Annotated in this window: 9 protein-coding genes; 3 read left to right on the forward strand and 6 right to left on the reverse strand. The window is 64.9% G+C overall.

What is annotated here, in order from left to right; all coding sequences use genetic code 11:
• Positions 1–131: 131 nt before the first annotated feature.
• Complete coding sequence (locus RIF85_RS09070) at positions 132–2,180, reverse strand: PhoX family phosphatase (protein ID WP_309071587.1); 2,049 nt, start codon at positions 2,178–2,180, stop codon at positions 132–134.
• Positions 2,181–2,317: 137 nt separating this feature from the next.
• On the opposite strand from RIF85_RS09070, the gene menD reads away from it, so the two are divergent.
• Positions 2,318–3,985: a 2-succinyl-5-enolpyruvyl-6-hydroxy-3-cyclohexene-1-carboxylic-acid synthase gene (gene menD / locus RIF85_RS09075; RefSeq protein WP_309071588.1), complete on the forward strand. Its 1,668-nt coding sequence runs from the start codon at positions 2,318–2,320 to the stop codon at positions 3,983–3,985.
• A gap of 22 nt (positions 3,986–4,007) precedes the next feature.
• On the opposite strand, the gene RIF85_RS09080 is transcribed toward menD, so the two are convergent.
• The 5 genes from RIF85_RS09080 to RIF85_RS09100 all read right to left on the reverse strand — a co-directional run bounded on the left by RIF85_RS09080 (position 4,008) and on the right by RIF85_RS09100 (position 9,420).
• A complete protein-coding gene (locus RIF85_RS09080; protein WP_309071589.1) occupies positions 4,008–5,426 on the reverse strand; it encodes a D-alanyl-D-alanine carboxypeptidase family protein in 1,419 nt (472 codons plus the stop codon).
• Between the two features lie 90 nt (positions 5,427–5,516).
• Entirely contained in the window at positions 5,517–6,269 is a 753-nt protein-coding gene (locus RIF85_RS09085) for an amino acid ABC transporter ATP-binding protein (protein ID WP_309071590.1), read from the reverse strand.
• Between the two features lie 3 nt (positions 6,270–6,272).
• Entirely contained in the window at positions 6,273–7,058 is a 786-nt protein-coding gene (locus RIF85_RS09090) for an amino acid ABC transporter permease (RefSeq protein WP_309071591.1), read from the reverse strand.
• Between the two features lie 78 nt (positions 7,059–7,136).
• Entirely contained in the window at positions 7,137–7,940 is an 804-nt protein-coding gene (locus RIF85_RS09095; protein ID WP_309071592.1) for a transporter substrate-binding domain-containing protein, read from the reverse strand.
• A gap of 127 nt (positions 7,941–8,067) precedes the next feature.
• A complete protein-coding gene (locus RIF85_RS09100; RefSeq protein WP_309071593.1) occupies positions 8,068–9,420 on the reverse strand; it encodes an isochorismate synthase in 1,353 nt (450 codons plus the stop codon).
• 83 nt (positions 9,421–9,503) lie between these two features.
• On the opposite strand from RIF85_RS09100, the gene RIF85_RS09105 reads away from it, so the two are divergent.
• Positions 9,504–10,268 (forward strand): demethylmenaquinone methyltransferase, encoded by a 765-nt coding sequence (locus RIF85_RS09105; protein ID WP_309071594.1) that lies wholly within the window; start codon positions 9,504–9,506, stop codon positions 10,266–10,268.
• A complete protein-coding gene (locus RIF85_RS09110; protein ID WP_309071595.1) occupies positions 10,269–11,537 on the forward strand; it encodes a geranylgeranyl reductase family protein in 1,269 nt (422 codons plus the stop codon).
• The last annotated feature ends 151 nt before the right edge of the window (positions 11,538–11,688 follow it).

Below are 11,688 nucleotides of genomic sequence, written 5' to 3' on the forward strand. Positions count from 1 at the left end.
TGCGCCGGCCGACCGCGTCGAGTGGTGGCGAAACCGGCTGCGGCGCGTCCACGCCATCCTTGCGTCCGGGGCTTAACGGCGAAGGCCGGGGTATGCGATGTCCGCATACCCCGGCCGCGTCCGCGCAGAGGCTACTTGCGCAGACCCTTGCCGTTCTTTCCGCGGAAGACCTGAGCCACTGACGGGCGGGGGAGGCCGGTTCCGTCGTAGGGGAACAGCGAGGTGTTGTTACCCCACGAGCCGTCTTCACCCGGGTGCTGCACCGCGACGAAGACCATGCCTTCCTGGTCATGAATGACGGGTCCGCAGGTCTCAGCGTCGCGCGGCACGGAGAGGAACTGCTCAACCTTGCCGCGGTTGGGGCCCTCGAGGGTGACCTTGAACAGGCCATCGTTGTATCCGATGCCGGACGGCGCACCGTCGGTCGAGATCCAGAGGTTGCCCACGGAGTCGAACGCGACGTTGTCCGGGCAGGAGATCGGAGACACCTGGTCAACGGGGTATCCGCTGAAGTACGTCACGTCACCCTGCGCAGGATCGCCACACACCATCAGCAGGTTCCAGTTGAACGTGGAAGCCGTGGCGTCGTTGTTCGTCTCGGTGATTTCAACGATGTGGCCGTCACGGTTCTGGGTGCGCGGGTTGGCTTCGTCAGCCTTCGCGCGTGTACCGACACCGCGGTTGGAGTTGTTGGTGCAGGCGACGTACACCTTGCCGGTGACGGGGTTGGGCTCGACGTCCTCCGGGCGGTCCATCTTGGTGGGGCCGACCTTGTCAGCCGCAAGCCGCGTGTAGACAAGTACTTCTTCCGTGCTCATACCCGGGACAGCGCTGCGTCCGCCGCGGGTCAGCGGGATCCACTCGCCGGTGCCGTCGAATGCGCCGTCCGAGGGCACTGCGCCCGAGCCGTCGATCTCGGCCTCGGAGTTGCCGCGGAAGCGTGCAACAAAGAGGTCACCGTTGGCCATCAGGGTCTTGTTGTGCTCGCGGTTGCCCTCGATGTACTTGTCGCGGGATACGAACTTGTAGAGGTAATCGAACTGCTCGTCGTCGCCCATATAGGCGACTACATGGCCATCATCGTTGACCCGGACATTGGCGCCCTCATGCTTGAAGCGGCCCATGGCGGTGTGCTTGACCGGAGTGGAGTTGGGGTCCATCGGGTCCAGCTCGACGATGTAGCCGAAGCGGTTCGGCTCGTTCTTGTACTCCTCGGTCGAAGCATCGAAGCGTGGCTCGTCGAGGTGCCAGCCGCGTCCGGGGTTGGGGTTGGTCATCCCGTAACGGCGCTGTTCGGCAGTGGGAGCGGTGACCTTGAAGTAGCCCTGGAAGTTCTCTTCGCCGGAGAGGATGGTGCCCCACGGAGTGGTTCCACCGGCGCAGTTGTTCAGGGTTCCAAGAACAGTCCGTCCCTCGGGATCCGCTGCTGTCTTGACGAGGTCCGATCCGGCGACCGGGCCGGAGAGCGTGAACGGAGTCGACATGGTGATGCGGCGGTTGAGCCTGGCGCCGCGCACGTACTTCCAGGGGAAGCCCTCGTTCTTGCGCTCGAGTTCCACGACCGCCATGCCGTGGGCATTCTTGGCGATCGCCCGGATGGTGGCGGCATCGGTGCCGGGAGCAAACATGATGTTCTCGTTGGTGTACTCATGATTGGCAACGAGGACAGCGCGGGTCTTCTTCTTGTCCAGCGGCAGGATGTCCAGGTAGTCGTTGTTGTACCCGAACTGGCCGGCCTGTGACTCCGGGGTCTGGCTGTTGGGGTCGAACTCCGGGGCACCCGGAAGGATGGGGTCGCCCCAGCGGATGATGGGCTCCCACGAGTAGGTCTTCGGGACAGTGAACTCGTCAACGGATGCTGGCACTGGGGCAATAGCGGAGAAGCTGAGGCGCCCGCCTGCCTTCGCGGCGGGGGAGAGTCCCTGAGCTGCCGCGGACGGTGCCTGATTGACGGCGTTGGCACCAAGGAGCAGGGTCAGCGCGCCGACAGCACCCACACCGAGAACATTTCGGCGTGAATATTCGGCGGAAACGATATCCCGCATGTAGCTGTTGTTCGACGTGTTGCAGACAGCTTTAGCGCAGGCATTGTCGCACTTGAGCGCGCAGGTGACGGCACTGCGCTTGCCCTTCACATGGTCGAGCATGGGGAGGAAACGGCGCCGGGGTTCGATTGTCATGGGGGAGTCAAGCCTTCCAAAGGAGTACGGTCGAGTCCGAGGGTGCCAGCCCCACCTGTCGGTCCAAGGACCAACAGGTGAACCGCGAGTTAACTGTTGTGCGCGGCCAAGCGTCGGTGCATCAGTGCAAGGATGGGATGGTGAACTCGATCGAATCCGCGCGCGCAGTTGTCCACGCGCTTCGCGCTCACTCAATCACCGACGTCGTTCTTGCTCCGGGCTCGCGCAGCGCTCCGCTTGCCTACGCGCTGGCAGAGGCCAACGACCGCGGTGAGCTCCGCATCCATGTTCGGGTGGACGAGCGCGTGGGCGGGTTCACCGCCCTTGGTCTGGCGCTCGGTTCCCAGCGCCCAGCGGCAATCGTCACGACCTCCGGGACCGCCGTCGGAGAGCTGCTTCCCGCCGTCATGGAAGCCAACCACGCGGCAGTGCCCCTCGTGATCCTCTCCGCCGACCGTCCGGACGAACTGCGCGGAACCGGCGCGAACCAGACCACCCGCCAGGCAGGCCTCTTCGGCCACCATGTCCGCTCCGCCGTCGACGTGCCCGCCGGAACGGACCCGACATCCTTTGTGGCACAGGCGCTCGCCGACGCTCAAGGCGCCAAAGGACCGGCCGGCCCCGTTCAAGTGAACCTAGCGTTCCGGGATCCGCTTGTGCCGGGTACTGCGGACTCATCGGAGCGGCCCACGACCGTTCCGGTCCTTAAGGCGAGCAGCCTCCGAGACCCGAGTGAACCCACGACGACGACGCCGCCCACCGCTGCGTCCGACGGTACACGGACCATAGTGCTTGCGGGGCACGGAGCGGGTGAACTCGCGGCGGTCTTTGCACAGCACCTTCGCTTGCCGCTCCTCGCCGAGCCGTCGTCGAATGCCCGCTTCGGATCGTCAGCGATCGGAGCCTACCGGCTTGTGATCGAGCACTTCGCCGACCGCATCGAGAGGGTGGTGGTTTTCGGCCGGCCGACCCTGTCCCGGCCGGTTGCCGCGCTGATGGCGCGCACCGACATCGAACGTGCGCTGTACGTTCCCGAACCGCAGGCGTGGTTTGAAGAGGGGCGGCGCAGCGAACGGCTGATCGACTCCCTCGAGGGGTTGCTCGCCTTCGCGGGGAAAGGCAGCGAGGGTTGGCTTGAGCAGTGGCGGGAAGCCGGTGCCCGCGCCGAGGCGGCACTCCAGCTGCGCCTCGATGGGGAACCGGCGCTCACGGGCCTGCATGTGGCCGACGCCGTATGGGAAAACACCACGGGGAACCTGGTGATCGGGTCGTCCAACCCCATCCGCGACGTCGATCTGGCGGCAACGGGTGACTGGCATCCCCTTGAGGTGTACGCCAATCGCGGGCTGGCAGGGATCGACGGGACGGTCTCCACCGCTACCGGCATTGCGCTGGCGGCCGGAATCCCGACGCGCCTGCTGGTCGGCGATCTCACCTTCCTGCACGACGCCGGCGGTCTCCTGCTCGGCACGGGAGAAGAAGAGCCTGACCTGCAGGTGGTTGTGCTGAATGATTTCGGCGGAGGTATCTTCGGGCTCCTCGAGCACGGGGAGCCGGCCACGCTGGAACGCTACGGCTCCGCCGTCGAGCGCCTGTTCGGTACCCCTCACACTGCAGACCTGGCGGCACTCGCCGCAGGGTACGGGGTCAGTCACCGCTTGATCGGCACCGTCGACGAACTGGACGCCGCACTGGAAGAGCCAATCCGGGGGCGGTCGGTCCTGGAAGTCAGGACCGACCGTACCGGGCTGCGTTCCTTTCACGCACGGGTGAAGCAGGCGGTGACTGCCGCCGTCGGGCGCTGATTGGCGCTCGTTGCGCTCCGCGTCAGCGGAAGATCCGGTAACTCTGCCAGCCCTGGCCGATGCCGGAGGCAGTTCCCCACCGGTTGCCCGGCATCGGGTAGTAGATGAGGCCACCGGTTCCCGTGCGTGCCCGCAGTCCGTAGGTTCCCGGGCCCTGGAAGCCTGAGACGGCCGTGAGACTGTCCATGTTCTGCCAGCCCTGGCCGATTGCCCTCGCTGGTTCATTCATGAAGCGGCCTACTCCGTTGGAACGGTAAAGCATCAGCTGACCGCTGCTCCTCGTCGCCAGAATGTCCTGGTTTCCGTCGCGGTCCCAGTCAGCCATGGCCAAGCGCATGTCGCCCCAGCCCTGCCCGATCCGCGTGATGGCGGACGTGGAGAAGCCGCCCCCGGACGCATTGGGATAGTGCCACACGGCTCCCGCGGGGTCCTTCGCTACAACCGACGGATACCGGCTGCCGCGGATCCAGGTGCCCACAACGACGTCGTACGAGCCCCAGCCGTTGCCGATCTGGACCGGCGCCTGGAAGCCTCCGCCGCGCAGTCCGCGGTAGAGCGTGAGCCTGCCGTCGGTCCACTGGGCGAGGATGTCCTGGTAGCCGTCGGCGTTCCAATCGGTGTTGAAACCCGCCTTCAGTCCTGCCCAGCCTGCTCCGAGCCGACCCCGCGGACGGAACCCGTTCAGGTAGCTGGCCGGGTAGTTCCACAGCGTGCCCGTGGAATCTGCGGCGACAAGGTCGGCGGAATACTTGATCGATGGGTTGGAGCCGTTGTAGTAGTGCTCCATGGTGGGGATGCCGCGGGTCCTCATCTCGGTTGCCACGGACCGACCGACATACCGCAGATGCCACGGCTCGAAGGTGTAGCCCGTGGTGGGCTGGTACCCGTCGGGGTAGCGGATGATGAACCCGTAACGGTGAGCGTTCGCTGCGACCCAGCGGCCGCCGGCCGTCGTGGCGAAGCAGGCGTTGAGACCGCAGGAGCCACTGGCATTGCCGACGTCGACGGCGAGCCCGGTCTGGTGTTCACTGTGGCCGGGACGTGCGGAGATGGTGTCGGCAACCGCCTGGCCGTACTGGGCCACGTACGAGTTGTACAGGGCGGCCTGCTGGTCATAGGAACGGTAGGCGCTGACGACGGCAAGCGGAACCCCGGCGCTGCGGGCACCGGCGAAAAGATTCTGCAGGTTCGCGGACACCTCGCGCCGGAGCACGTAGCCCGTTCCGGGATAGGTCACGAGGTCCGGCGGGACGTACCTGAGCGGATTCAGGGGCCGGGACTTGGTCACCAGCACCTGGACATTGTTGGGATCGTTGACCGGGAGGGCGGCTGTTGCAGGCGGTGCGGTCAGCAGCCCCAGGAGCAGGGTGAGACAAACAACGACGACGGCGGCGAACCGCGCCCTCAGGCGCGGACGTCCGGCGGTAGCGAGCTCGGACATGAGTTTCCTGAGATAGGGGAGACCAAAGCGGGTTGGTGCGTTTCATCTTCCCACGCACCAACCCATTTCGGAATGGCCCTTAAATCACGGTTAGAGAACCTTCGAGAGGAAGCCCTGGGTGCGCTCGTGCTGGGGGTTGCCGAGGACGTCCTCGGGCTTGCCCTGCTCAACGACCACTCCGCCGTCCATGAAGACCACACGGTCGCCGACTTCCCGCGCGAAGCCCATCTCGTGGGTGACCACCATCATGGTCATGCCGTCACGGGCGAGCTGCTTCATGACATCCAGGACGTCGCCTACCAGCTCCGGGTCAAGCGCGCTGGTGGGCTCGTCGAAAAGCATCATGTCCGGGTCCATCGACAGGGCACGTGCAATGGCCACACGCTGCTGCTGGCCGCCCGAAAGCTGCGACGGGAAGGCGTCCGCCTTTTCGGCGAGCCCGACCTTGGCGAGGTTCCGGCGCGCGATCTCCTCCGCTTCCGCCCTGCCTCGCTTCTTCGCGCGGATCTGCGCAAGAGTGAGGTTGCGGAGCACGTTCAGGTGCGGGAAGAGGTTGAACTGCTGGAAGACCATGCCGATGCGCGTGCGCACCTTGTCCAGATCGGTGTCTTCGTCGGTGATGTCCATGCCCTCAACCATGATGGTTCCCGACGTAGGCTCCTCCAGCCGGTTCACGCAGCGCAGCAGCGTGGACTTCCCCGACCCTGACGGGCCGATGACGCACACCACCTCACCCTGGTCAACGTGGAAGTCGATGCCCTTGAGCACCTCGTTGTCCCCGAAGGACTTGTGCAGCTGGCGTACCTCGATGGCGGGTACGTCGGTCCTGATCCGTTCGGTCATGACCTACCGGCCTCTCTTGTTGTGGCGTTCGAGCTTGGCGACAAGCTGTGTGAGCGGAAGGGTGATGACCAGGTACAACAGTGCGGCAAGCACCAGCGGCGTCGAGTTCGCCTGCGAAGAGACTGTGTCACGTGCGAACGTTGTCAGTTCCCTGTCGCCGAGCGCCATACCGGCAATGAAGAGGAGCGAGGTGTCCTTGATCAGGATGACCAGCTCATTGGTCAGCGGGGGAGTGATGATCCGGAACGCCTGTGGCAGCACAACGGACACCAGCGTCCAGGACGGACGCATGCCGAGCGAGCGCGCGGCTTCAACCTGCCCCTTCGGTACGGCCTCGATGCCTGCCCGGATAGTTTCAGCGATGTAGGCCGACGAAACCACGATCAACGCGATCAGGCCGGCTCCGGTCGAGCCCCCCGGCGGACGCCATGAAAAGGCGATCGGAACTGCGAAGGCAAAGCCGAAAATCACGAGCAGCGCGGGGAGGCCTCGAAAAAGCTCGATGTAGGCGGTGGCCACCCAGCGGTAGGGACCTACGGGAGAGAGCTTCATCAGCGCCAGGATCAGGCCGCCGATCATACCGCCGATGAACGCTATCACCGTGTAGATGACAGTATTCTTGGCCGCCTCGGTAACGATCGTGGGAAAAGCCTCAGCCGCCACATCAAGGTTGAAGAAGTTGGTGCGGATCGCTTCCCAATCCGCCAGCACAACGACGACGACAACGGCGACGATGAAGATGGCGTAGAGGACACCGCGGAACAGGCGCTTGCGGGTAGTTGGTCTCACGTGTTTTACCTATCTTTCAGGAGGTGGACACGGCTGCGGCAGTCCCAGAACCTGGAACTGCCGCAAGTCCGTGGAAGCTTACTGCTCCTCGAAGTAGGTGTTGTAGATTTCGTCGTACTTGCCGCTGTCCCGCAGCTCAGCAAGCTGGGCGTTCACAGCCTCGACGAGAGCTTCGCTGCCCTCCTTGGGGAACGCGAAACCGTACTGTTCATCGGTCTCGAACTCCGCGGCGATGGTGTACTCCCCATCCTGCGTGTGGTTCAGGTTGACGGGAAGATCCTGGAGGATCGCTGCCACGTTGCCGGCCTGAAGTGCTGCATACAGTTCAGCGTCGCTCGGGAAAGCAACCACTTCGGTATCTCCGGGAACGTTGTCGCGGGCGTAAGCTTCGCCGGTGGTTCCCTGCTGGACGCCCACGGATTCGCCCGCGAGGTCCTCAAGCGTAGCGATGTCCGAGTCGGCCGGTACCAGCAGCGACTGCAGTGAGTCGTAGTACGGATCGGCGAAGGTCAGGTTCGCTTCGCGCTCCGGGGTGATCGTCATGGCGCTGGCGCCGACGTCGCACTGACCGGCAGCGAGCACTGCACCGGACTGCAGACCGTCGAACCCGACGTCCTGAACGGACAGTTCGAGGTCGAGGCCGGTGGCGATCTCGCGCATCAGGTCCATATCGAACCCGACATACTCACCGTTTTCCTCGTACTCGAACGGCTCGTAGGGGATGTCGGAGCACACCGTGAGCGTGCCGGGGGACACGAGGTTCAGCTCGGAGCCACCTGCTGCTTCGCCGCCCTCCTCGGATTCGGATCCGCCGCCGCAGGCGGTCAGTGCAAGGGTGCCGACTGCCACAACGGCAAGCGACCTGTAAATCTTCGAAAACATGCAGTACCTCAGCTCAGGGGACGGAGTAAGTAAAGAAACGTCATCGACGATTCTAGCCTTTATCGAGATGTGCATCACAGGCTACAGGTATTGCCTATTAGTAACCAACAGTTGAGGCCGAATCGGATTAGGAACGGGCAGGAGTCCGGAGGCCCAAGGCCTCGATCATGGGGCGGAATTTACTCCACGTCTCAGCCAATTCCGCCACCGGTTGCGAGCCTTCGACGATGCCGCACCCGGCGTACATCCGGATACGCGTGGGTGTCTCAATGACAGCGCCGCGCAGGGCTATACCCCATTCGCCGTTGCCCTCCGAATCCATCCAGCCCACCGGCCCGGCGTAGGGGCCGCGCTCAAGGTGTTCCAACTCGCGGATCAGCTCACCCGCCACCGTGGTGGGCGTCCCGCAGACGGCGGCGGTTGGGTGCAGCGCTTCAACCAGCGCCAACGACGACGGCACATTGCCCTCGCTGTCAACAGCGAGTTCCGCGCTCACATCGGAGGCGAGGTGCCACACGTTCGGGAGTTCGAGGACAAAGGGTTCACTGTGTGAGGTCATGGTCCGGGTGAACGGCTCCAGCTGCCGGGTCAGGGAGTCGATGGCGATTTCATGCTCGTGCTGCTGCTTCTCAGAGCCGGCCAGTACCCGTTCCGCGTAGCCGGTCTCACCTGCGGGCTCCGTCGACCGGTCAAGAGTGCCCGCCAGGACGCGGGCGCGCGCTGTCCGTTCTTCAACCTTGATGAGCATCTCCGGCGTCGAGCCGATGAGCCCGTCCACCGAGTACGTCCAGCAGTCGGAGTACCGGACAGCGAGTTCACGGAGGACCTGCGCCGTGGAGACCGGTGATCCGAGTTCCGCGACAACGTCGCGGGCCAGGACAAGCTTGTTCAACTCACCCTCGCGGATGTGCGCAACGCCCCGACTGACGGCGTTCATCCACTGCTGTTCCGTCAGGATTCCCGGAGCGAGCCGGTCCTCCGGGCAGGGTTTGCGTTCTGGTTCGACTTCATCGAGATAGTCAGCCAGCAGTGCTTCTGCGGCGGAGGCACTCAACTCGGCTCCGTCGTCGTCCGTGATGTAGGTCAGCCAGCCTTTACCTTCGCGGCTGCCGACGATAATCCGCGGCACGATCAGCCGGGACAGATGGCGGGAGGTCTTCGAGAAGGCGAATGAGCCGAACGCCATCAACCCGGAGCCGGGCTGAGCGAGAGGGTCGACGACGTCGGCCGCCGCAACAACCTCACGCCACCACGCCTGCCCCTCGGCGAAACGGCCGGGTCCATGCGTAGTAAAGCGCGCGACCTCACCGAAGCCCACGATGCCGCCGCCGCGACGAATCCAGGTGTGCACGTCATTGCGCACCACGTAGTCCAGCAGGCCGGTGTCGAGCTGGAGGTCGCCCCGCTCAAAAGTGATGCTGCGAAGGGCCGGCACCTGGTTCAGCGGTGTCGCCACTGCAACAGGGGACGGATTGTTCATGATGCCCTAGCCTACTCCCGCGCCGCAGTACCCCCGATCCCTCGTGATTGGGGGAGCTGTTCAATGTTTGAGACAATGACGGGGTGAATCGAGCATCGCTGGATAAGCGTCCCGACGAAGTTGCTGCCATGTTTGACGACGTGGCGCCCAAGTACGACGTCGTCAATGACGTGCTGTCGCTGGGCCAAACCCACCGCTGGCGGCGGGTGGTCGTCGATGCGGTGGACGCCAAGCCGGGTGACCGGGTGCTTGATCTGGCGGCCGGCACCGGAACCTCGAGCGAGCCGTTCGCCGACGCCGGTGTCCACGTGGTTGCGTGTGATTTCTCACTCGGCATGCTGCGGGTAGGCAAGCGCCGGCGCCCGGACATCGACTTCATCGCCGGTGACGCCACGAACCTGCCGTTCGCCGACAACTCCTTCGACGCCTGCACCATCTCCTTCGGGCTGCGCAACGTGGACCGTCCCGCCAGGGCGCTGGAGGAAATGCTTCGCGTCACCAAGCCCGGCGGCCGCCTGGTGATTGCCGAGTTCTCCCAACCCACCATCCCGCTCTGGCGCACCATGTACACCGAGTACCTGATGCGGGCCCTCCCGGCAATCGCCACCAAAGTCAGCTCCAACCCGGCAGCGTACGTCTACCTGGCCGAGTCCATCCGCGCCTGGCCCAACCAGGACGAGCTTGCCGCCTGGATCACCGGCAGCGGCTGGGACTCGGTGGCCTACCGCAACCTCAACGGTGGAATCGTCGCGGTGCACCGTGCCACCAAGCCGGAAGCCAGCATCACGACGACTGCGGCAGCCTCCCAAACGCGCCAGCGCCGCCGCAGCAGCAGGGCCGCGAACTAAGTGTCAGTTCTCATCATCGGAGCGGGGCCGGCCGGATCGACCGCTGCCTACTACCTCGCTTCCGCGGGCATCGAAACGACGGTTGTCGAGAAGACCTTCTTCCCCCGGGAGAAAGTGTGCGGGGACGGCTTCACGCCCCGTGCGGTACGGGAAATCCAGCTCCTGGGACTCCCGCACGGCGAGGAACTCGGATGGCGGCGGAACGTCGGCCTCCGGTTGCTGGCCGGCGGGAGAACCGTTGAGCTTCCCTGGCCGGAGCTGTCAGACTTCCCGTCCTACGGTTTGATCCGCACCCGCCTCGGCTTCGATGAGCAGCTCGCGTCGCATGCCCGGTCCGCAGGCGCGCAGATTCTCGAGGGCCACTCCGTGACCGAAGCTGTACGGGACGCCAGCGGGCGGGTGACCGGCGTCGTCGTGAACGTTCTCGGTCCTGACGGCCGGCGGACGGGCGAGCAGAAGACGCTGAGCGCCGACGTCGTGCTGGCCGCCGACGGCAATTCGACCCGCACGGCGGTGAGCCTTGGCATGGCCAAGCGGGACGACCGCCCACTCGGGGTTGCGGTGCGGACCTACTTCACCAGTCCCCGGCATGACGACCCCTGGATGGAGGGCTGGCTGGAACTGCCGGATGCCTCCGGGAAGCCGCTGCCCGGCTACGGCTGGGTGTTCGGTGTGGGTGATGGGACATCGAACGTGGGGTTGGGAATCCTCAACTCCTCAGCTTCGTTCGGGAAGCTCGATTACAAGCAGGTACTGCGCGACTGGACTGCCGGGATGCCTGCCGAGTGGGGGTTCGGCGAGGACAACCAGGTCGGTGAGATCCGCGGCGCCGCCCTGCCGATGGGGTTCAACCGCACTCCGCACTACTCGCCGGGCATGTTGTTGCTCGGTGACGCCGGCGGGATGGTGTCGCCGTTCAACGGTGAGGGAATTTCCTATGCCATGGAGTCCGCCCGGTATGCGGCAGAGTTCATCGAAAGGTCGCTCGCCGTGGAACCCGGAACTGCGCGGGACACTGTGCTGTCCGGTTACGCGCCGTATATCCGGGACCAGTGGGGGAGCCACTTCACGCTGGGACGAATCTTCGCTCAGCTCATCGGCAAGCCCGCCATCCTCCGCCTCGCCTTGCGCACAGGCATGCCCATCCCGGTATTGATGCGGTTCGTGGTGCGGATGCTGGCCAACCTGACCGATTCAAAGGGCAGGGGATTTGAGGATCGGCTCATTCATGTCCTCGAACGCCTCGTGCCCGCCACAAGCAACCAGTAATTCCGTCCCGAGCTGGCCCCCTCGCTCGCTGCGCTCGCAGCGGGCCCCTCGCCCGATAGCGCCTATCGGGCTCCCACTACTCGCTGCGCTCGCAGCGGGCCCCTCGCCCGATAGGCTTAGACGCATGACGGACTCCCCCCAAACCAGCTGG

Source organism: Arthrobacter sp. (assembly GCF_031179385.1).
Taxonomy (GTDB): Bacteria; Actinomycetota; Actinomycetes; order Actinomycetales; family Micrococcaceae; genus Arthrobacter_D.

Excerpts from the sequence above, each read along its gene's own strand:
- RIF85_RS09070 (WP_309071587.1), bottom strand. The coding sequence starts at position 2,180 with ATGACAATCGAACCCCGGCGCCGTTTCCTCCCCATGCTCGACCATGTG.
- menD (WP_309071588.1), top strand. The coding sequence starts at position 2,318 with ATGGTGAACTCGATCGAATCCGCGCGCGCAGTTGTCCACGCGCTTCGC.
- RIF85_RS09080 (WP_309071589.1), bottom strand. The coding sequence starts at position 5,426 with ATGTCCGAGCTCGCTACCGCCGGACGTCCGCGCCTGAGGGCGCGGTTC.
- RIF85_RS09085 (WP_309071590.1), bottom strand. The coding sequence starts at position 6,269 with ATGACCGAACGGATCAGGACCGACGTACCCGCCATCGAGGTACGCCAG.
- RIF85_RS09095 (WP_309071592.1), bottom strand. The coding sequence starts at position 7,940 with ATGTTTTCGAAGATTTACAGGTCGCTTGCCGTTGTGGCAGTCGGCACC.
- RIF85_RS09100 (WP_309071593.1), bottom strand. The coding sequence starts at position 9,420 with ATGAACAATCCGTCCCCTGTTGCAGTGGCGACACCGCTGAACCAGGTG.